The sequence below is a fragment of the Pseudalkalibacillus salsuginis genome (assembly GCF_021646685.1).
GTDB lineage: Bacteria > Bacillota > Bacilli > Bacillales > Fictibacillaceae > Pseudalkalibacillus > Pseudalkalibacillus salsuginis.
In genome coordinates, this window is sequence record NZ_JAKJHW010000005.1 from 266,143 (window position 1) to 288,246 (window position 22,104).

Below are 22,104 nucleotides of genomic sequence, written 5' to 3' on the forward strand. Positions count from 1 at the left end.
CAATGAACCCAATCATCTGGCTCATACCTGTTTTACCACTTCTATCCTTCGTCCTTCTCTTATTGTTTGGTCGTAGGTTGAAAGAAGCATCCGCAGTCGTTGGCTCATTATTGACATTAGGCTCACTCATCCTATCTGTCGTCGTTTTCATGGGGCAGTGGGGAGGAGCATCTGTAAAGCAAACGGCTGAATGGCTGGCAATCGGAGATACGGTATTGACGGTCGGTTATGAGATCAATCCGTTGAATGCACTCATGCTCGTCATCGTCTCTTTCGTCAGTTTTCTCATCCAAGTGTATTCAAAAGGCTATATGCATGATGACGATCGCTTTCCTGTCTTTTTTGCCTATCTTGGCTTATTCACCTTTGCCATGCTTGGTCTGGTCATCAGCCCGAACCTGTTGCAGCTCTATATCTTCTGGGAACTTGTCGGTGTCGGCTCCTTCCTGCTGATCGGGTATTACTTTTATAAAAGTGAAGCGCGTGAAGCAGCGAAGAAAGCCTTCATCATGACCCGTATCGGGGACGTCGGCTTATTCATCGGGATAATTTTGCTTTTCTGGCAGGTCGGAAGCTTTGAACTGGATGCCATCTTTGATGCTGTAACAGCCGGTGATATCTCACAAGGCTGGATTACGCTCACTGCGATTTTGATTTTTGTCGGGGCGATCGGTAAATCGGGGCAATTCCCATTACATACGTGGTTACCGGATGCGATGGAAGGTCCTACACCGGTATCGGCTTTGATCCATGCAGCAACGATGGTTGCGGCAGGGGTGTACCTGGTCGCTGCTATGTTCCCGTTATTTGAAGCATCGGAAGCAGCGTTGACGACGGTTGCTGTTGTCGGCGGCTTCACAGCAATTTTTGCTGCAACGATCGGACTAGCGCAGGCTGATATCAAACGGGTACTCGCCTACTCTACAGTAAGCCAGCTAGGGTACATGATGCTGGCCTTAGGGTCCTCCGGTTATGTCGCTGGGATCTTCCATTTGACGACACATGCATTTTTCAAAGCGCTCTTGTTCCTTGCCGCCGGTAGTGTGATTCACGCCGTACATACACAAAACATCCATGAAATGGGCGGGCTTTGGAAAAAGATGAAGTGGACTGCGCCGTTGTTCTTAATCGGTGCGATGGCGATTTCAGGTGTACCTTTGTTATCCGGTTTCTTCAGCAAAGATGAAATTTTAGCTGCAACCTATGCGGATGGCCGGTTCGGGTTATTCTGGATCGCAGTCATCGCCACATTCCTCACAGCTTTTTATATGTTCAGACTGTTTTTCCTTGTCTTTACAGGAGAGTCCCAAGGAAAAGTGAAGAAGGTTCAGGAATCTCCAGGAGTCATGGTATTTCCGATGGTTGTACTAGGGATATTGGCGGTTATAGCTGGGTATATCAATACCCCGGTGACACCGATACTCGATGACTACCTTGCGCAGAATCCTTATTTAGAAATTCATCACCATGAATCATACTGGTGGATTCCTATTGTTGCCACAGTTGTTTCCTTATTCGGAATCTTCATGGCGTGGCTCGTCTATGCGAAGAAAAAGGTGAAGAGGCTCTCAGAAGCTTCACCGGATTTCCACTTCATTTTATTGAACAAATATTTTATCGATGAAACATACGATTACAGCTTCGTAAAAGGAACGAGGGGATTCAGTTATTTCTGGTATTATATCGATCGCTTCGTAGTCGAAGGTGTCATCCAGCTCGTAACGGGCGCTGTCGGCTGGATCAGCAAAACCAGCTCAAAAGCCCATAACGGACAGGTGCAGCTTTATGGATCGGTCGCATTCGCTGGGATGGCTGTCTTGCTTCTTATCGTTGCTTGGTTAGGGGGGTACTTGACGTAATGGATTCTATTCTACTTTCAGCACTTGTTTTCTCCCCGATCGTCGGTATTTTGGTGCTGCTGTTCGTTCCGAAAGCAGAAGAGGCAGCCATCAAGGGCGTTGGATTTTTAGCGACCCTTTTGCCGCTAGCTTTGGCGTTCATCGTCTATTTCGGGTTTGATAACACGAAAGAAACATTACAATTCATCGAGCAGCACAAATGGATCGATTTCAATCTTCAATCATTGCAGAATGGTGGAGATTTCACTGTCAGCTATGAACTTGGCGTCAATGGCTTGTCCGTGCTGCTTCTATTATTGACTGCGATCGTTTCGACGTTGGCAGCAGCCGCCTCGGTCTGGATCAAGGATCAGACAAAGGGCTATTTCTTGCTGTTCCTTCTATTGGAAATCGGAATGCTTGGTGTATTCGCATCACAAAACTTATTGCTTTTCTTCATCTTTTTCGAGATTACCTTGATCCCGACATTCTTTCTGATCGGAAAGTGGGGTTATCTTGATAAAGAGAAAGCGGCGTTCAGCTTTTTAATCTATAACGGTTTAGGTTCAGCAATTCTATTGATCGTCTTCATCATCCTTTATATGAAGACGGGAACAATGAACTTCACTGGTCTATCAGCTTTTTTGAGCCAATCACCTGAGATGCTTGAACGAATGTATATCGGAGACAATTTCAGGCTTGGATTGTTGATCGCTTTATTGGTGGCATTAGGGGTAAAATTACCGATCGTACCGTTGCATTCCTGGATGTTGCAGGTCCACGTCCAAGCACCACCATCGATTGTCATGATCCACTCAGGTATCTTGTTGAAGATCGGTGCTTATGGCCTCTATCAGTTTGGACTCGGTTTCTTCCCTGGTGAGTTTGAGAAAATTGCATTCTGGATTGCATTGCTCGGTGTCATCAATCTTCTATACGGTGCGTTCATCGCATTTGTCCAGATTGATTTCAAAAAAGTCCTGGCCTATTCCAGTGTGTCTCATATGGGGATCGTCTTGATCGGGCTCGGAAGCTTGACGGATGCGGGAGTTCAAGGGGCGATGTTCCAGGTTATCTCCCACGGATTGATTTCAGCACTGTTGTTTTTCCTTGTTGGTCTCATGTATCAACGTACAGGAACATCGTTGATCACCCACCTGGGTGGAATATCGAGAGTCATGCCGATTACCGCTGGATTTTTATTGGCAGGTGGCCTGGCTTCACTCGGCTTGCCTGGAATGTCCGGGTTTGTCAGTGAATTCATGGCATTCCTCGGATTGTTCAAAGTCATGCCGGCTCTTGCAGCAATCGGAACGTTGGGGATTATTCTGACAGCTGTCTATATGCTCCGCGCTGTTTTAGCCATTACATTCGGGGAAACGATAGAACCACTCACAAAGATAAAAGAAGCTCGTTTTGTTGAATGGATTCCAGCATTAGTATTGACCTTATTGATTGTTCTCATTGGCGTTTATCCAGCAGTCCTATCTGATATGCTTCAACTTACGATCAATGCCATGATGGCAGGCAGGGGGGCTGTTGTATGACATTAGAAAAATTGTTGAGTTATGACTGGGGAATCATGGCACCTGAGTTTACGATTCTGATCGTTGCGACATTGTTGTCGTTGATGGATTTGTTCATGCCGAATAAAACTAGCCGTAAACCGCTTGCCCTTCTAGGAATTGCCGGTGTAATCATTGCAATCGTCTTCTCGGTTTTGCAGATCGGTACTGAACCGACAAGCATCCTGTTTGATACGTATCGCTTTGATGCGTTCGCGCTCGCATTCAAACTGCTTTTTCTTGTGGCGACTGGCCTGATTTTATTATTGGCCATTGATTATGAAGGGGAGAGGGAATGGGAGTTCAGAGGGGAATTCTTCTATCTCTTACTGACAGCATTGCTCGGTGCGATGATGATGGCTTCAAGTGCCGATCTTATCACATTGTTCGTAGGTCTGGAATTGCTGTCGATTTCTTCCTATATATTAGCGGGAATCCGTAAAAACAACCTTCATTCGAATGAAGCTGCCTTCAAATATGTTGTTAATGGGGGTATTGCTACAGCCATTACGCTATTTGGAATGAGCTATATCTATGGGCTCACAGGATCGACCAACCTGTATGAAATCAGTGAAGCGTTGACAAATCCGGCTGTGGAGCAGAATGCTTTCCTTCTGGTGATGGCATTCGTTATGCTGCTCGTCGGTCTCGCTTTTAAAATCGCAGCTGCTCCATTCCACATGTGGGCACCTGACGTCTATCAAGGCTCAGCAACACCGGTTACGGCCTTCTTAAGTGTCGTATCGAAGTCAGCTGGATTTGCCCTGATTTTAAAAATGTTTCTGATCACGTTCTTGTCAGTCCAGGGCTGGCATAATGCCATCATTCTGGAGCTGCAACCATACATTGCAGTCATTGCTGGCGTTACGATGGTGGTTGGAAACGTCGTTGCCTTGAGACAAAGGAACATTAAGCGCATGTTTGCTTACTCTAGTATAGCTCATGCCGGTTATGTACTTGTGCCATTCGTGTCCTTGTCATTGCTTGTTTTTAAAATGACCTGGTTCTATCTGCTCGCCTACTTATTGATGAATATTGGAGCGTTCGCTGTCATTCAATTCGTGACAGAAAAGGAAAGATCTGAGGATTTTACTGCATTTTCCGGACTTTATAAACGTGCACCATGGGTCGCGGTCATGATGGCTGTATTTATCCTGTCGCTTGCTGGGCTGCCTTTTACTGCAGGGTTCATCGGGAAGTTCGGGATATTCATGAGTTCCCTTGGCACCGGTCACTATGTTTTAGCATCAGTCATGATTGCAACAACTGTCATTTCATACGTTTATTATTTCAATATCCTTGTCCAGATCTTTTTCCGCAAAGGGGAAGTTGATCGTCTCCTTCCATCTATCGGACTTTTAATTGTGATGATCATCTGTGGGGCTGGCACTATCTTTTTCGGTATTTATCCTGGAGCAGCTTACGACTTCTTCCAGGAATTTGATATGAACGAGTTGTTTATTAAGTAAACGATAATTAAAGAGGAAGAGCGTACCTTTTGAGGTTCGCTCTTTTTTTGTGTGGGATGGAAGTCTACAGTTGTGATATAATGCAATTACCATTCTACCGATGCAATTAAGCTTGGTATCGTGCAATAATAAAGTTGCGGGCGCAATCCCCTTTGGAAAACCGCGCAATTCTTTTTAATATGGGTGCATTTTCTTCGTTAAGCAGCTTGATAGTCTCCTCTTCAAAGCCACACTGGATGTCTATCCAATGAAGGAAATGTCGAATATTGCGCGGGAAATAGGTAAATATCTAGGACTAAAGATGTATTTTGTAATTAAAAACAGGAAATATGAAGGAAAAGGGAAAATCCTGTCGAAAGATTTACGAGGTAGTATTTATTGGAGGTCTGACGTCTATGCACCCATTTGGAACACAAGCTTTGCTGAATATCATCGTTAATATCGTTTTCCTTGCGGTTTCCTGGTGGGCTTTGCAGGCATTGAATTTTGAAAGATTCATAAAAAGCGGTCGAGTCGTGCAAGCCCAATTGTTGATGATCTTACTGACCATCGCACTTGCATCACTCCTTACTTCGTTTTTTATGAGTTATCTTTCGTGGTCGACCCAGCTGAAATATCTGTTTTAAGTCAGACAGAAATATCCTTACATATGAAGAATGTCGATTATAAGGGTACAGGCTTTTGTCGCATCTTGACTACATCTTCCATGTATGAGCCTCTCTCTCATGGCAACAATTGTAATGAGGAGAGGAGTGGGAAGTTATGAAAACAAGATTTAAACTATTCGGAATGGCGTTGACGATTTTGCTAGCATGTTTTTCAGGTGCTGAGGCAAAACAATCCACATGGTCTGATCAAGAACTGATGGACATAACCCGCGTTATGGAGCAGTCAGGCATATCGATCGAGAACTGGTCCTTTTATGGTAAAAATAAGTTTGGTTTTGTATCAGATTTTAGTGGGTATGTATTGTTAGTAGAAAGCCTGCAGGCAAAATCGCCAAACTTCCGGTGGGAGACGATTTCCGAAGAAAATGAACATTGGAGGGTTTCCGGGCGCTATACGAATCAATATGGTATCGAAGAGAAGGTTTCCGTGTTTGCTTACCCCCACAAAAACCGGTATATGGCGTACGTTATATATGACGTCAAGGGGGAGGCCTGGGATCCCGGAATATGGAATGCTTTCAAGCCTGAATATAGGAATAAAGTCCGTCTGTTTTTAGGGGAGAATGTGCAAATATATACTTGTGTTAAAGGTGTAAAGTCTGATAAGATGAATATTGTTTTGCGAAAATTGGCGAAACAACTCATTCAGTCATTTGACGCAACTATAATTGAGACATTAGACGAAGAGACATTTCTGTCCCTATCAGCATATACTGACAAATGGAAGCCTTCAATCCTGACAGATCATCAGCGGATGAATCTGCAAATTGGACTCCGGAACAACGGAATAGGCGGAAAGACAACCATAACAATTGGAACACCGATAATAACGACTGAATATTAATATATAAATTGGACGCGGAGGGGAATTATTTTGGAAAAAATCATCGTCCGTGGTGGTAGGCGGTTAGAAGGCTCCGTCAGAGTGGAAGGGGCAAAAAATGCCGTACTGCCTGTCATCGCAGCATCCATCCTAGCTAGTAAAGGAACAAGCACTATTTCGGAAGTGCCTGCACTTGCCGATGTTTATACGATAAATGAAGTTCTTCGCCACTTGAATATTGGCGCAGAATACTCAAATAATCAGATAAAAGTAGATGCTACACACCCATTGAAGACAGAAGCACCATTTGAATATGTTCGTAAAATGAGAGCATCATTCCTAGTGATGGGTCCGTTACTTGCAAGAGTTGGAATCGCAAGAATTGCTTTACCCGGAGGTTGTGCAATCGGATCACGCCCGATTGACCAGCATCTAAAAGGCTTTGAAGCTATGGGAGCCGAAGTGAAAATCGGTAATGGTTTTATCGAAGCGAAAAAAGAAGGGCGACTACAAGGAGCTAAAATCTATTTGGATTTTCCGAGTGTAGGAGCAACGGAAAACATCATGATGGCTGCAGCTTTGGCAGAAGGCACAAGCATTATCGAAAATGTAGCAAAAGAACCTGAAATCGTTTGTCTTGCGAATTATTTGAATGCAATGGGAGCGAAAGTTTACGGGGCTGGTACAGGCACACTTCGAATCGAAGGTGTAGATGAAATGCATGGCGCCGAACATCAGGTCATTGCAGATCGTATTGAAGCAGGTACATTCATGGTGGCTGCTGCAATAACTGGCGGTGATGTCACAATCGAAAATGCTCAAAATGATCACTTGACACCACTAGTGGCTAAGCTCCAGGAAATGGGCGTCACGATTTCTGATTCAGAAAAAGGCGTTCGGGTCATCGGACCCGAAACGTTGAAGCCAGTGGATATCAAAACGATGCCACACCCAGGATTCCCAACGGATCTTCAGTCACAGATGATGGCTCTTTTATTGGCAGCCAATGGTACTAGTGTCATTACAGAAACCGTTTTTGAAAATCGTTTCATGCACGTGGAAGAATTCCGCCGTATGAATGGAAATATTAAAATCGAAGGGCGTTCTGCCATAGTCAATGGCCCAGTCCAGCTACAAGGGGCTGAGGTAGCAGCGACAGATTTACGTGCTGGTGCAGCGCTGATCTTAGCAGGACTGATTGCAGACGGATACACAAGAGTAACAGAACTACAACATTTAGATCGCGGATACGTTGATTTTGCCGGAAAATTAGCCTCACTTGGTGCTGACGTGGAGCGCGTGAAAGAAGAAACAGATACGATTACAACTAAAAATACTACTCAGAACTTAAAAGCAAAGGCATAATTTATTTACTTATAGGAAAGTCGTCTTCCAAACGGAGACGGCTTTTTTGGTTCTCAGACTGTGCTAGTGCGAATCAGTGGTTCACGGATGTGGGGAGACAATATCGAGTGATGTTCCGCCAAAGTGATCGGTTTCGGAACTTGGATTCGGGTTTTATTTCATCAAGCTATAGAGGTGTCCATTATACATATTCAGTGGGAATGTTCTTCGGTTCTAAAAGGTTGTCCAAGCCCATAGGCTATACTATAACTGTTGAAATGGGGGGCTGCCAATGAACCAAATCCGATTTGGGACACCTTTTTATCTTTTTCTAATTGGACTACTTACATTCATACTTTTACTCCCTAGTCTGATCGTCATTCCCTTTAAAGGTAATGACCAAAATGCTTCAACTGGCAAAATGGAAAAGGTGGAAAGCGATACGCCAATCGTTTTAAATTCAGAAGTCGATGTTTCCGTCTATAAAACGAATGCAAAAAAAATCGAGACATTACCACTAGAGCAATATGTAAAAGGAGTCGTCGCTGCTGAAATGCCAGCACATTTTGAAATGGAGGCATTGAAGGCGCAAGCATTGACAGCGAGAACGTATATCATCAAAATGCTCCTCAACCCAGCGGATATGAATCTTCCAGAGGGGGCTGATGTCACCGATGCTGTCATTCACCAAGTGTATAAAAATGATCAGGACTTAAAGAAGGTGTGGGGGAAGGATTACGATTGGAAAATCAAGAAAATCACTCAGGCAGTCAAAGAAACAGAAGGTAAAATCATCATATATGATGGAAGACCGATCGATGCATTATTCTTTTCAACAAGCAATGGATTTACGCAAAACTCCGAGGATTATTGGTCAAGTTCCTTTCCGTATTTACGAAGCGTCGAAAGCCCGTGGGATAAAGATTCACCGAAGTACTTCCACCAACAATCCTTCCCGGTCGATGTCGTGGAATCGAAGCTGAAAGTTAAATTGAGTGGTGAAGATGGAGAAGTCGGGAAAGTGTTGGGCAGGACAAAAGGAAACTACATTGATCAGATTGAAATCAACGGTAAAAAGCTGAGCGGAAAAGATATTCGAGTCGCCCTGAACCTGAAATCCTCTGATTTTACGATTCTAAGGAAGAATGATGAAGTAATCTTCCAGACTCGCGGGTATGGCCATGGTGTCGGTATGAGCCAATATGGCGCCAACGGGATGGCACACGAAGGCAACAACTATAACGAAATAATCAAACACTATTACAACGGCGTTGAAATAACCGACACCAAAGCCTACACAAGCAAACTCACCGCCACCAACTAAGTCCGTGCCAGGCACCATTTTGAATCCCTTATGTAGCAAGGACTTTGAAAGTGTACCAGGCACCGTTTAAGAAGTCTTGCTGTGTAAGGGTTTCTATTCGGTGCCTGGTACACTTTACTAGTATGCTGCTGTCCATGATGACAGTGGCTTTTTTGTTTTTTTTATGCCCTATATTACCAAAACAACTTGTTACTTTCCCCAGTTTGTCGAAATAATATTCAGAAAAAATTTATCGGAATGTATATATTTTGAAAAATGTGCCAACAATGTTGCTGAGGTGATGCAAAATGAGAGAAGAAGAAAAACAAAAAAATCCTCTTAAGGCAAAGTGGTACAAAAAGAAGCGTTGGGTTTATCCGGCAGTATATCTTGGGTTTGCAGCAGTGATTTTGGCCTCTGTTCTTTGGTATCAAAATAGTATTGGAGAAAAACTTAATGATGAAGCAGATCCAATCGGTTTTGAAGACCAAGATTCAGTACCAGTAATGTCAGACTCAGAAGTACTTAAGTCACCAGTTTCTGATGAAATTACTGTTCAAAGAAAATTCTATGACAGTGAAGCATCTGAAGCAGATCAAGAAGCAGCTCTCGTATTCTATAATAATACCTACTTCCAGAATAAAGGAATCAACTATGCGACTGAGAGCGGTGAACCTTTCGACGTAATGGCAAGCTTGAGTGGTAAAGTTGTAGATGCTGGACAAGATCCACTAGTAGGATACTTCGTCCACATCGAACACGATAACGGTGTAGTGACTCACTACTCTAGCCTTGAAGACCTAAAAGTTGAAAAGGGTGACACTGTTAAGCAAGGTGATGTCCTAGGTACAGCAGGTATGAGCCTTCTTGACAAGGAAGCACAAGTTCACGCACACTTTGAAGTACGCAAGGATGGAGTAGCTGTCAACCCTGAAGAATTCTTCGGAAAAACAGTCACTGACATTCCTGCTCAAAAGCAAGAAGTGAACGAAACTCTTACTGATGAAGACACTGATGCTGATGCAAAAGAAGAAGCAGATGTTGAGGCTGAGGAAGAGAACGCAAACCCGTCAAGCGAAACCCAAACTGATGACGCTCAACCACAAGAAAACTCTATTGAGGATGAAGATCAATCTGACGCTTAAACCACTTGAAGCGTCAAGATAAATACAACACTAGACAAGCTCTGGAGAAACTCCAGGGCTTTTTTCTTTTCTCCTTCAAGGTGCTTTGAAAGTGTATCCTGTATGTGTACCTACCTGTATGTGTACCAGGCACCGAACGGGAACCCAAGCATAGTAAGGGATCTGAAAGTGTACCAGGCACCGAACAGGAACTCAAGCGCAGTAAGGGATCTGAAAGTGTACCAGGCACCGAACGGGAACTCAAGCACAGTAAGGGATCGTAATTGGTGCCTGGTACGGGGTTTTTTCTGCGATGAAAAAGGGAATGGGGTGGACATCGAGAATAACTGTCTAGAGGTTGAGAAGGGAGAGTGTTCGTTCGTGTATCCAGGTAAGGTTCCAAATAATTTGGTAGCAACGTTTTCAATTGTCGGTTTTGATCCGGAAACAGAAGAGCTTGGCATCGCGGTCCAGTCCAAGTTCATAGGCGTGGGATCTGTTGTTCCATGGGCGAAAGCGGGTGTAGGGGCAGTAGCAACACAATCGTTCGCCAATACCTCTTATGGTCCGAAAGGCATCGGATATATGGAGTCAGGAAAGTCTGCCGAAGAAACAATCAGGCTGCTGACGGAAGAGGATGAGGACCGGGAGCTCCGTCAGGTAGGAATAGTGGATGCAAAAGGGAATACAGCTACGTTTACCGGAAAAGACTGCTATGATTGGGCAGGCGGTTGTACGGGTAAACATTATGCTGCTCAGGGGAACATTCTCGTCAACAAGGAAACAGTCGATCAGATGGGAGTAACATACGAGGGTACAGAAGGAACTTTGGCCCATCGCCTTCTTACTGCCTTGAATGCTGGCCAGCATGCAGGTGGTGACAGTCGTGGGAAACAATCAGCCGCTCTTTTGATCGTAAAAGAAAAAGGCGGATATGGAGGGTTCAATGACAGAGCTATTGATCTCCGTGTAGATGACCACAAGGAGCCGATCAAAGAATTGATCAGGATCCATGATCTACATCAGCTTTATTTTTCACGGTCAAGAGAAAAGAACATTGTTGAAATAAAAGGGGACGTTTTCCATCAGTTAGTAGTTGAGCTTGAACGCCTCGGCTATCTTGAAAGAAGCGACGAACATTCAGAGGATGCGGTACTAGATGCTTTACGTGTGCTCATCCATCAGGAAAATTTTGAAGAGAGGGAGCAGAAACGAGGTTACATCGATCTTGAAATTCTGGAATTCATGAAAAGGGCACAATAGAACAATAAGCGGAAGGCTTCCAAGCCTTCCGCTTTTTAATCTCTATCAAGCTGTTACATTTTCCTCTATTGCATAGACGCTGACCTTCACATCAAGCTTCTGTATCCCTCCGTGATAAACCCCTTTTAACGGAACGATATCAGTATAATCCCGACCAACCGCGACTCGGATATGCTGGTTTTTTACGAGCACGTTATTCGTCGGGTCGAAACCGATCCACCCGGCAGTCGGCAGCTTCACCTCGACCCAGGCATGCGTAGCAGCATCCCCGCGCATAGCTAAATTTTCACCAATATACAAATATCCGCTTACATACCGGGCTGGAATTCCGCGGGACCGACATAATGCCAGCATCAGATGGGTATAATCCTGACAGACCCCGACTTTGTTTTCCCAAGCTTCGGAAGCGGTTGTATTCACAGTCGTTGAACCGGGTGTATAAGTGAAGGTGTCATAAATGTATTTGCTTACCAGCTTTACAAAATCGAATGGGTCATTGCATTCCTTCCACAAAGGCTCTGTAATCTTCTTACAAACCTCATCAGGAAGAGTCGTATAACCGGTTTTCATTAAAAATTCAGCATATTGCTCTTTGAAACCTTGAGAAAAGAGAGCATCCTTCATCTGAGGACTGAACGAATAAGCCTCCTTAAAAGCAAATGAATCGATCGTCACCTCGGACGTCGTTACAAGCAGAAGTTCCTCATGGTCCTCCCATGCATAGAATGTCTCCACGTGATTCCCCCAATAATCGTAATGAACATATGACGGAACGTTCGGGGTGATTTCCTTTTTAAAGGAGATGCATTCTTGTTTCATATCATCAGTCGGTTTTAGGCGAAACTGATTGATGCTATGGCTCACTGGTAGCTCGTATGTGTAGTGTGTATGCTGGGTGACCCTGTATTTCATACGCCGACTTCTCCTAGGTAGTAGGTTTTGTTGATCAAACGCCCGAGCTGAGAACAATTGGATTGGAATCGTTGTAAAAATTGATGGATATCCTCCGTGATGACATCAATGACCGACATCGTTTTAAAATCTAGGCGCATCTCGCCGATCAATTGATGCAGGTCCTCTGAATAATGCTCGATTTTACCGTTCTCAAGTTCTTGGAAAACGTTGTAGACCTGCTCCAGACAGTAATTGATCGAGCGGGGAAACGCTTCGTCGAACAGCAGGAATTCGATAACACGTTCACCGGTGATGAATGGATGGTGCTTTTTTAAATAGGCCTCATGCCCGCTCACAGATTGAAGGACCGCAAACCAATGTCGGTAAAGTGAAGGATCGTTGTGTTCTGGATCCTCTGAACGATAATAATAGATATTCAGGATTCGAGATGTTTTTTCAGCACGTTCGATGAACTTAGCCATTTTAATGAACAAATACGCTTCATCAAATGACAATGTCGCTTCAACCATCCCCTGGAAAAGGGCGGATTGGCGGATGATCATCTGGTAAAAATCATCGATCGAATCCACGGTCCAGTTTTCATACTTGTATTGTTTGACCTCCCAGTAGAAGGAATTCATCATTTCCCATAATTCTTGCGGAATGATTTCGCGAATTGCGCGTGCATCCTCCCGGGCTAGTTTTACACAATTTAAAATCGAATTCGGGTTGTCACTTGAGAATGACATGAAGTCCATGACGGACCGGGCATCATACTTATCATAGCGTTTTTCGAAATCCTCATTTGCCCCGCTGATGGAAATCAGTTCATCCCAGTGATTTTCTTTATGTTCAATACTTCCGATCAATCGTACTGAAATGAGGCGGGCAGTGTTCTCTGCACGCTCAATATTGCGTGACATCCAATATAGTGAATTTGAAACTCTGCTTAGCATGCTTGTCCCTCCTTAGTCGGTCATGACCCACGTATCTTTACATCCACCGCCTTGTGAAGAATTGACGACGAGCGATCCCTCTTTCAAAGCAACCCTTGTCAGGCCACCAGGGAAAACATGCGGATGCTCCCCGTTGAATACAAATGCACGGACGTCAATGTGGCAGCCAGAAAACTCTTCTCCTCTAAAAACAGGCATCCTTGAGAGCGTGACCATCGGTTGTGCAATGTAATTCGATGGATTTTTCTCGATCTGAACCCTATAATCCTCGCGTTCTTGTTCAGTAGCATGGGGGCCGATCAAAAGATTATATCCGCCGGATCCGTCTGTCTGCTTGACGACAAGTTGATCGAGGTTTTCCAATACGTATTTCCGTTGTTCCTCATCACGTAAAAAGTAAGTCTCGACATTCCGGATGATTGGATCCTCACCGAGGTAATAGCGGATCATGTTCGGTACATAATGATAGATGGCCTTGTCATCTGCCACACCGTTTCCGATGCCGTTGCTGATCGTCACATTGCCGGCACGATAAGCATCGAGAAGGCCTGCAACACCAAGCATGGAATCCGGACGGAACTCAAGTGGATCGAGGAACTCATCATCAATACGCCGGTAGATCACATCTACACGTTTCAATCCTCTGGTCGTTTTCATATAGACGATTCTGTCCCGGACGAGCAGGTCACGGCCTTCGACAAGTTCAATGCCTAGCTGCTGGGCTATGAAACTATGGTCAAAATAAGCAGAATTGTAAACGCCAGGAGTCAAGAGTACGATGTTCGGCATTGTGATATTGTTCGGTGCGATGGAAGATAGAGCGTCGTGTATGTGAGTGAATTGGTTTTCTAGTGAAACGACATTATAATCTTGCAAAAAGTCAGGGAAAACGTGACGCATGACATAACGATTCTGGAATACATAAGATAGCCCGGATGGATTCCTAAGATTGTCCTCAAGGACGCGGAACTCTCCATTTTCATCTTTAATCAAATCTATGCCAGCCATAAAAATATGGTTTCTTCGCGGAACTTTGATTTTCGTAACTTGGGGATAAAAGTACTTACAGGTGACGACGAGTTCTCGAGGAATAAGACCATCTTTTAAAATCTGCTGGTCATTATAAACGTCGTCTAAGAATAGGTTGAGCGCTTTGACACGCTGAATGAGGCCCTTTTCAAGCTGTAGCCATTCGTCCTTCGGGATGATGTTCGGAACGAAATCAAAGGGGATTGTACGCTCGGCTCCTTGATCGTCGTTATAGACGGTGAAGGTGATGCCCTGTCGGAGGAAATTCTGCTGGGCAGCTTCATGTCGGGCTTGCAGTTCATCCTCGGGAAGGGTGGATAAACGATTATAGAGGGTTTGGTAATGAGCACGCGGCTTTTCTCTTTCTTGGAGCATTTCATCAAAGAATGACTTAGTTTCGTATGTTTTGAACATTCAGTGTCCCCTCCCATTATTATTTTATTTAGGCTAAATATTATTCGAAAATTCTAACATTTAAAGAATACACTATAGAATACCTATTATCAAGATTGTAAAACCACTAATACTGTCGAAATATGAAGAATCCTTAGAGTTTTTACACGAGAACAAAAAACATGTATGAAAAACTCAAAAAATGAGTGATTTGTGTACCAGGCACCGATCACGAAGCCTTGTCAGAGATGGGGTCCATATCGGTGCCTGGTACACTTTCAAAAGCCCTGTATAGAGTGGGGTTAGAAATGGTGCCTGGTACACTTTCAAAAGCCTTGCTCAGAGCGGGATCTGAAAATATACCTGGCACCGTCACAAAGAAAATTTTCAAACTTTTGGTACATTTTATAGGCTTGTCTGTGAGCAGTGGACATTGCACAGCAAGCGTTTGTAAAGGCTGTTTCAAGTAAAAGTAAACAAATTCCCTTGTCCCACTTGACTTTTAGGTATATAAACACACTCCTAATAATAAAATGTTACAAAACGAACTTTAGGGGACCGCGATGAGAAGTCTACGTAAAGCTGCGTGCGAGCTTAGCAGTCATTTTGTTCATAGGGGGAAGATGACAATTTAACATATCGCAGCCTAGATATTGAAGTCTCATTTCGCACCTCTTACATCCAATTTAGGGAGGCGAGTGGTGTGCACGATTACATCAAAGAACGAACCATCAAGATAGGCAGGTATATCGTGGAGACAAGAAAAACCGTTCGAATGATTGCAAAGGAATTCGGTGTTTCGAAAAGTACTGTCCACAAAGATTTAACGGAACGATTACCTGAAATCAACCCGGAGCTGGCCAACAGTGTCAAAGAGATATTGGAGTACCATAAATCGGTACGACATCTCCGTGGTGGTGAAGCTACTCGGGAAAAATACAAAAAATCGACCGAAAAGGTGGTCAATTAGTTTTTGGGTAGTGATTATGTACTATTTTTTGACAAATTTTGTCCCTATTCTACACAATCTATGATAAAATAATATAATGGATGAACTACATAATTTTAACAAATCATACAACCAATAGAACTAGTCTGGATTAGGGAGGATTTACCGCATGTTTTCTAGAGATGTAGGCATTGATTTGGGTACCGCTAACGTACTCATTTATGTCAAAGGACGGGGGATTGTCCTTGACGAGCCGTCAGTGGTCGCTATTGATACCCATCATAATCGGGTGTTAGAGGTAGGTGAAGCAGCGCGTAGAATGGTTGGGCGAACTCCTGGAAATATAGTTGCGACAAGACCGTTGAAAGATGGGGTGATCGCGGATTTCGAAATGACTGAAGCGATGCTGAAATATTTCTTGGATAAGATTAACGTGAGGGGGCTGATAGGCAAGCCAAGGATCTTAATCTGTACTCCAACGAATATTACGACCGTTGAACAAAAAGCAATCCGTGAAGCAGCACAAAAGAGTGGAGCGAAACACGTATTCCTTGAAGAAGAGCCGAAGGTTGCCGCAATTGGTGCTGGTATGGATATTTTTCAACCATACGGGAACATGGTCGTTGACATAGGCGGTGGGACAACAGATGTTGCCGTTCTATCCATGGGCGATATCGTCACCGCCTCTTCGATTAAAATGGCGGGGGACAAGTTCGACCAGGATATTCTTCAATACATAAAACATAGGTACAAGCTTTTAATTGGCGAACGAACATCCGAAAATATCAAGATACAAGTCGCGACGGTCTTTCCAGGTGCTCGTGATGAACAAATGGAGATTCGTGGGCGTGACATGGTAAGTGGTTTGCCACGTAACATCATGATCCGATCCTCGGAAATTGAGGAAGCTTTGAAAGAATCTGTCAATTCGATTGTTATGGCTGCAAAAAGCGTTTTGGAAAAAACACCTCCTGAACTTTCAGCTGATATCATTGACCGCGGTATCATCCTCACTGGCGGAGGTGCTCTTTTACATGGAATCGAGCAACTGTTTGCCGAAGAATTGAAGGTTCCGGTCCACGTAGCAGATGATCCAATGACATGCGTAGCACGTGGAACGGGTCTGATGCTTGAACATATCGATAAGTTACCGAAGCAAAAAACGTCTTGAAAGTTCGATTGATCTATTAAACAGCTACTACCAATTATCTTTACTAGTTTTAAAATGGACAAGCCAGGACACCAGGTTTGTTGTGATACACAAAGAATGAAGGAGGAGTGCATTATGTTTCGAGGTTTTTACACAGCGGCTTCCGGGATGATTTCACAACAAAGACGGCAAGATCTATTGACGAATAACCTTTCAAATGCAAATACGCCAGGCTTTAAAGCGGATCAGTCGTCTTTACGGGCATTTCCGGAAATGCTGTTGAGTCGTCTAGGAGAGGCGAGTATCGGAGGAAATTCCATATCTACTAAAAAGCAAGTCGGTTCGCTTGCCACTGCTGTTTATATGCAAGAGACAATGCCGAATTTTCGCCAGGGTGACCTTCAGGAGACCGGAAACAACCTCGATATTGCTCTCCTTCAAGGCACTGTTCCTTTTAACGAAGAGACTGGATCCCAAGGAGCTTTGTTTTTTACTGTAGAAACGGAACAGGGTGCGACACAATTGACACGGAACGGGAATTTTTCACTCGACGCGAATGGTAATCTCGTAACGAGTAATGGTGACTTTGTGTTGGATACGAACGGGAACCGGATCCAGATAGAGGGATCTGATTTTACGATGGATTCCAATGGGTTGATTCCAGAGCTTGGCGTACAAGTGAATGTTGCGCTGGTAGAAAATCCAGATCAACTTGAAAAAGCAGGGAACGGCCTTTTCATAGCTGAAAATGAGGATGTGATCATTCCTTCAGCTGCCAACCCCGAAGTTACCTATCAGTTGAAACAAGGATTTATTGAGCGATCGAATGTAGATGTTGAACAGACGATGGTAGAGATGATGAATGCTTATCGGACATTCGAAGCCAACCAGAAGGTTCTACAAGCTTACGATCGGACGATGGAAAAAGCTTCGAATGAAATTGGTAGACTAGGTTGATCTAATAATTTTAAAAGACTTGCTTTAATAGGATAGATTTTCAGGAGGTAGAAAGATGAATCGATCGATGATTACGGCTTCTGTATCGATGGGACAACTGCAACATCAACTAGACACGATTTCCAATAATCTTTCGAATAGTAATACATATGGATTTAAGAGACGCAACGTACAATTTTCTGATTTACTAGTCCAAGAGATGAACAATCAGCCAAACCAGAGAGCTGAGATAGGACGGCAGACACCAGATGGCATTCGTCTTGGAAGTGGATCACGGGTTTCTGGGACAGTCCTTCGTCTAGAACAGGGTAGTGTTCTAGAAACGGGTAGGAAACTGGATGTCGCTTTATTGAACCAGAACGTCATGTTTCAAATTTCGAAAACACTTGAAAATAATGTCGAAATCATTGAATATACAAGGGAAGGGTCTTTTTACTTGAATCCAGTAGAAGGAAATCCTGATCAATTACAACTTACTGCTGCGAATGGGGATCGTATAATGGGTGAAAACGGTCCAATTGAGATACCTGCAGGATTTGAATCGATATCGATCAATGGAAATGGAACGATCCGAGTGACAATGCCTGATCAGACAGTTGTAAATGCTGGCCAATTGGCTTTGGCGGAAATTGTACGACCGCAGTTATTGGAAGCTTCTGGAGATAATCGTTTTAGAGTTGGTGCCGGTACAGCGGTTGGACAAGCTGTTGCACAAGTGGAGCAAATGGAAGGTTTGATCCAACAAGGTGCATTAGAGCAATCCAATGTCAATGTCGCCCATGAGATGACAGAACTTTTAACTACACAACGTTCTTATCAAATGAATGCCAGGGCTGTAACGATGGCTGACCAGATGATGGGACTAGTGAATACCATTCGTTAAGCAGGATTAATGGGGAGTTAATATGATTCAAAAAAATACAGAAGCCAAAAATGAGCGATCTTCATTAAGAGAAGCATTTAAGGCAAGTAAAAATAAACTAACAAGAATAAAATCGAAGAAGAACGAGGAAAGCTCGCCTTCTTCACGGGAAGAGCGTAAACAACAGAAAGTTCGGTCAGATAGGCTTCGGGAGCGCCTTGTACCGATCTGGCTGCGGTTGATCATCATTATTTTATTGTTCGCGCTTTGCTTAGCAGGAGGTCTGGCAGTAGGGTATGGAGTAGTCGGGGACGGAAACATGATGGACGTCTTCAAAAAAGACACATGGCAGCACATTGTTGATATTGTCAAAAAAGATGCATAAAAAAGCCTGTTGGAAGCGGTTATGGACCGCCTCCAACAGGCTTTTTATTTAAGAAAGTATAAAAATTTTGTTTCGAAGTTGGCTAGCTCCAACGCCTAAACACTTGGATCACTTCAGTCCTCCTGTGGGCGATAGCCTCCTCGTCGAACTACCACGACCTTCGTGGCTAACCCGGGTGTTTGCGCTTTTCTTATGCAAATCCAATTCCGCCAACCCGATGTTGCTGTAATGGTACCAAGGTGGCGGTGCCAGGCACTTTCTGAGAAGTCATGGGGGAGAAGGAGTTCAAATCGGTGCCAGGCACTTTCTAAGAAGCCATGTGAGAGAAGGAGTTCAAATCGGTGCCAGGCACTTTCTGAGAAGTCATGGGAGAGAAGGGGTTCAAATCGGTGCCAGGTACCGAAAAACGCGCCCCCAAATTAATCAATGAATTCCATCTAGTAAAAAATGCTAAAAATATTTTCCATATTTATCTATTTAACGGTATAATATTGGTATCTTCATCTTTATTCGACATCATAAGCAACTCCCCAAAATCTTCTCTGAAAGCCTCTGATCCAAATAAACCAATTACTTTAAAGGAGTGAAGTTATGCCTCGGAAGCCAAGGGTATGGTATCCCGGAGCGGAGTACCATATCACCTCGCGTGGAAATCGCAAGACGCCTCTTTTTTACGACAACCAAGACCGCCATAAATATATGAAAATCCTCGGTGAAGCCCAGTCAGAATTTACCTTCGACCTGTATTCCTACTGCCTGATGACCAATCACATCCACCTTCAATTGAAAACCCACTTTTCAGCAGCCCAACAAATCATGAGAAAGATCCATCATCGTTATGCACTCTTTTTTAATAAGAAATATGAGTTTGTCGGCCATGTTTTCCAGGGACGCTATGGTGCCAAATTGATCCAATCGCCGAACTACCAAATGGATGTCAGCAAATATATCCACCTTAACCCAGTAAAAGCTGATCTAGCAGCAACACCAGGGGCTTATGAATGGAGCAGTTATCGGACATATGTTGATTTCCACAGGCTCCCTTACGTAAATCCTTACCCCGTACTCTCCCATTTTCCATATCCTCAAAATATCGAATACAAAAAATTCGCAGAAAATGACCCGACCGCATCCATAACAGGTGATAATCTCGAAAAGACATTGAAATCCGCACTTTAACCCGGATTTATTTTTTGAAGATATTTTGTGCTATGATAGGGAAAAAGAATGCAATACATAGGAGGATCTACATATGTTGAATATCGATGAAATCAAGGAAATCATTCCACACCGCCACCCGGTTTTACTCGTGGACAAAATTCTTGAAGTCGAAGAAGGTAAACATGCAACCGGAATCAAAAATGTGACCGCAAATGAAGACTTTTTCAATGGACATTTCCCTGAATATCCTGTCATGCCAGGCGTCCTAATCGTAGAGGCGCTGGCGCAGGTAGGTGCGGTCGCCCTTCTGAAAAAAGAAGAAAATCGTGGCCGGTTAGCCTTTTTTGCAGGGATTGACAAATGCCGTTTTAAACGTCAAGTACGCCCAGGTGATCAATTGCGCCTTGAAGTGGAATTGACGCGTGTTCGTGGTTCGATGGGAAAGGGCCAAGCTGTTGCAACCGTCGATGGAGAGGTTGCCTGTGAAGCTGAAATCATGTTTGCTTTAGGAGAAAAGAAAGAATAGATAGCAATTATTAGGGGAGTTTTGCTTATGAAAATTTGGGACATTTCTCAACCGCTGAAGAAGGGAGTGCCAACATGGCCTGGCGATACTCCCTTTTCTTTTAAATTGAACTGGACGAAAGAAGAGACAGGATCCGTGAACGTCGGAAGCCTGTCGTTAAGCACCCATACCGGAACGCATGTCGATGCACCGTTTCATTTTGACGACCATGGTAAAAAGATGCTGGATCTTCAGCCGGATCTTTATATCGGCGATGCACTCGTCGTCCATTTAGAGGGGCGGGACTCAATCGAACCCAAAGATTTTCAGGGTTACGATTTTAACGGGGTGGAACGATTGCTTATAAAAACAGGGTCCTGGGCTGATCGAAACAAGTTTCCGGAATCCATCACCTGCCTTTCAGAAGAACTTGCACCATTTTTAAAAGAAAAAGGAATCCGTCTGATCGGAGTGGACGTTCCTTCCGTCGACCAGGTAGATTCAAAGGATTTGGCCGCCCATCATAGTTTGCTGAACAATGACATCCATATCCTTGAAGGTGTGATTTTGGATGATGTAGAGGAAGGCGTCTATGAACTGATCGCCTTGCCATTACCGCTGGCTGAATCCGATGCAAGCCCAGTTAGAGCCATATTGCGCAGATGATTGTTAAGCCGATGTTAGGGCGATGTTAAAATCGTAAGGTAATCTTATGCATTCAGTAAAATTACCCAATTCTTACGGAAAATGCTCTATATTGTAAGTAGCTGGTACACAAACCAGCACAAAACTTGCGATACAAGGAGTGGTTACCGTGAAGAAAAGCTTTCTCGCAAAACTAGGCTCTGCATTATTCGCAATTATATTAATCACAGCATGTAACGGAACAGAAGAAGAACCAACTAATGAAGAACCAACTGAAGAAGAAACGAACACTGAAGAAAGTGGTGAAGGCGAAACTTCTGAAGACGGTTCTTGATTATAAACTGAAAACGTAGGCACATGATCCTACCTCCCTATCCTCACTTAGGAGCTGCCCATAAGCAGCTCTATTTTTTTGCCTTGAATACTGTACCAGGCACCAATTACAAAGCTTTACTACACAAGGGGTTTAAATTGGTGCCTGGTACATTTTCAAACCCCTTGATACTCCTGCACTCATAAAAAGTGCCAGGCACCCACAAAAAACGCAATTATACCAATGGACTGAAAACGGTGCCAGGTACAGCAAGGGCTTTAATCCTATGAAATATATACCAAAAGCAACGAAGCTATAAAATTGGCAAGTTATGTAATATAAAGGAACTAGAAATTATCTGAAAAAATAGGTATTTTTTACTTGGGAAAACTTGTCGAATTCTTGTATACTAAAAGTAATGAAAAGTAGATAAAGGCAAAGCTATCTAAAGGTAGTGACGCAAAGCTATAGGGACTAAAGGTTATACCTATGTCAGCCAGTTGCCTAA

At 43.7% G+C, this 22,104-nt stretch carries 21 protein-coding genes and 1 riboswitch; of the genes, 18 read left to right on the forward strand and 3 right to left on the reverse strand.

Translation table 11 applies throughout. From position 1 onward, the window contains the following. The first annotated feature begins 2 nt into the window (after window positions 1–2). The 9 genes from nuoL (at window position 3) to L1611_RS14645 (ending at window position 11,397) form a co-directional block, all read left to right on the forward strand. Window positions 3–1,859 (forward strand): NADH-quinone oxidoreductase subunit L, encoded by a 1,857-nt coding sequence (gene nuoL / locus L1611_RS14605; protein WP_236314335.1) that lies wholly within the window; start codon window positions 3–5, stop codon window positions 1,857–1,859. Beyond that, window positions 1,859–3,385, forward strand: coding sequence for a complex I subunit 4 family protein (locus L1611_RS14610; RefSeq protein WP_236314337.1), 1,527 nt, complete (start codon window positions 1,859–1,861; stop codon window positions 3,383–3,385). Before nuoL ends, L1611_RS14610 begins: the two co-directional genes overlap by 1 nt. After that, window positions 3,382–4,872 (forward strand): NADH-quinone oxidoreductase subunit NuoN, encoded by a 1,491-nt coding sequence (nuoN, locus tag L1611_RS14615; protein WP_236314339.1) that lies wholly within the window; start codon window positions 3,382–3,384, stop codon window positions 4,870–4,872. Before L1611_RS14610 ends, nuoN begins: the two co-directional genes overlap by 4 nt. A gap of 395 nt (window positions 4,873–5,267) precedes the next feature. Beyond that, a complete protein-coding gene (locus L1611_RS14620; protein ID WP_225064822.1) occupies window positions 5,268–5,498 on the forward strand; it encodes a DUF1146 family protein in 231 nt (76 codons plus the stop codon). Between the two features lie 136 nt (window positions 5,499–5,634). Continuing rightward, entirely contained in the window at window positions 5,635–6,384 is a 750-nt protein-coding gene (locus L1611_RS14625; RefSeq protein ID WP_236314341.1) for a YwmB family TATA-box binding protein, read from the forward strand. A gap of 30 nt (window positions 6,385–6,414) precedes the next feature. Continuing rightward, on the forward strand, window positions 6,415–7,728 hold the full coding sequence (gene murA, locus L1611_RS14630; RefSeq protein WP_236314343.1) for a UDP-N-acetylglucosamine 1-carboxyvinyltransferase: 1,314 nt from the start codon (window positions 6,415–6,417) through the stop codon (window positions 7,726–7,728). Between the two features lie 271 nt (window positions 7,729–7,999). After that, window positions 8,000–9,031 (forward strand): stage II sporulation protein D, encoded by a 1,032-nt coding sequence (spoIID, locus tag L1611_RS14635; protein WP_236314344.1) that lies wholly within the window; start codon window positions 8,000–8,002, stop codon window positions 9,029–9,031. Window positions 9,032–9,318: 287 nt separating this feature from the next. After that, entirely contained in the window at window positions 9,319–10,155 is an 837-nt protein-coding gene (spoIIQ, locus tag L1611_RS14640) for a stage II sporulation protein SpoIIQ (protein ID WP_236314346.1), read from the forward strand. Window positions 10,156–10,515: 360 nt separating this feature from the next. Beyond that, window positions 10,516–11,397: a DUF1028 domain-containing protein gene (locus tag L1611_RS14645; protein ID WP_236314397.1), complete on the forward strand. Its 882-nt coding sequence runs from the start codon at window positions 10,516–10,518 to the stop codon at window positions 11,395–11,397. A gap of 45 nt (window positions 11,398–11,442) precedes the next feature. Here L1611_RS14645 and L1611_RS14650 read toward each other — a convergent pair whose 3' ends face one another. The 3 genes from L1611_RS14650 to L1611_RS14660 are packed head-to-tail and all read right to left on the reverse strand — an operon-like array spanning window position 11,443 to window position 14,690. Continuing rightward, a complete protein-coding gene (locus L1611_RS14650) occupies window positions 11,443–12,309 on the reverse strand; it encodes a transglutaminase family protein (protein ID WP_236314349.1) in 867 nt (288 codons plus the stop codon). Further along, window positions 12,306–13,247: an alpha-E domain-containing protein gene (locus L1611_RS14655; protein WP_236314351.1), complete on the reverse strand. Its 942-nt coding sequence runs from the start codon at window positions 13,245–13,247 to the stop codon at window positions 12,306–12,308. Before L1611_RS14655 ends, L1611_RS14650 begins: the two co-directional genes overlap by 4 nt. A gap of 12 nt (window positions 13,248–13,259) precedes the next feature. Beyond that, entirely contained in the window at window positions 13,260–14,690 is a 1,431-nt protein-coding gene (locus L1611_RS14660) for a circularly permuted type 2 ATP-grasp protein (RefSeq protein ID WP_236314353.1), read from the reverse strand. 682 nt (window positions 14,691–15,372) lie between these two features. Between L1611_RS14660 and spoIIID the strand changes: the two genes are divergently transcribed. The 9 genes from spoIIID to L1611_RS14705 all read left to right on the forward strand — a co-directional run bounded on the left by spoIIID (window position 15,373) and on the right by L1611_RS14705 (window position 21,617). Then, complete coding sequence (spoIIID, locus tag L1611_RS14665) at window positions 15,373–15,639, forward strand: sporulation transcriptional regulator SpoIIID (RefSeq protein WP_221567262.1); 267 nt, start codon at window positions 15,373–15,375, stop codon at window positions 15,637–15,639. 148 nt (window positions 15,640–15,787) lie between these two features. Continuing rightward, the gene (gene mreB, locus L1611_RS14670) at window positions 15,788–16,789 is read left to right on the forward strand and encodes a rod shape-determining protein (RefSeq protein WP_236314355.1); all 1,002 of its coding nucleotides are present in this window, start codon (window positions 15,788–15,790) and stop codon (window positions 16,787–16,789) included. Between the two features lie 114 nt (window positions 16,790–16,903). Next, window positions 16,904–17,725, forward strand: coding sequence for a flagellar hook-basal body protein (locus L1611_RS14675; protein ID WP_236314357.1), 822 nt, complete (start codon window positions 16,904–16,906; stop codon window positions 17,723–17,725). Window positions 17,726–17,780: 55 nt separating this feature from the next. Then, complete coding sequence (locus L1611_RS14680) at window positions 17,781–18,608, forward strand: flagellar hook-basal body protein (protein ID WP_236314359.1); 828 nt, start codon at window positions 17,781–17,783, stop codon at window positions 18,606–18,608. A 22-nt stretch (window positions 18,609–18,630) separates the two neighbouring features. Beyond that, window positions 18,631–18,972, forward strand: coding sequence for a DNA-directed RNA polymerase subunit beta (locus L1611_RS14685; RefSeq protein ID WP_236314361.1), 342 nt, complete (start codon window positions 18,631–18,633; stop codon window positions 18,970–18,972). A 591-nt stretch (window positions 18,973–19,563) separates the two neighbouring features. Then, entirely contained in the window at window positions 19,564–20,151 is a 588-nt protein-coding gene (locus L1611_RS14690; RefSeq protein ID WP_236314363.1) for a transposase, read from the forward strand. 73 nt (window positions 20,152–20,224) lie between these two features. Continuing rightward, window positions 20,225–20,659 (forward strand): 3-hydroxyacyl-ACP dehydratase FabZ, encoded by a 435-nt coding sequence (gene fabZ / locus L1611_RS14695; protein WP_225064807.1) that lies wholly within the window; start codon window positions 20,225–20,227, stop codon window positions 20,657–20,659. 27 nt (window positions 20,660–20,686) lie between these two features. Next, the gene (kynB, locus tag L1611_RS14700) at window positions 20,687–21,304 is read left to right on the forward strand and encodes an arylformamidase (protein WP_236314364.1); all 618 of its coding nucleotides are present in this window, start codon (window positions 20,687–20,689) and stop codon (window positions 21,302–21,304) included. 148 nt (window positions 21,305–21,452) lie between these two features. Further along, on the forward strand, window positions 21,453–21,617 hold the full coding sequence (locus L1611_RS14705; protein WP_225064805.1) for a hypothetical protein: 165 nt from the start codon (window positions 21,453–21,455) through the stop codon (window positions 21,615–21,617). 403 nt (window positions 21,618–22,020) lie between these two features. After that, window positions 22,021–22,104: riboswitch (cyclic di-GMP riboswitch) on the forward strand.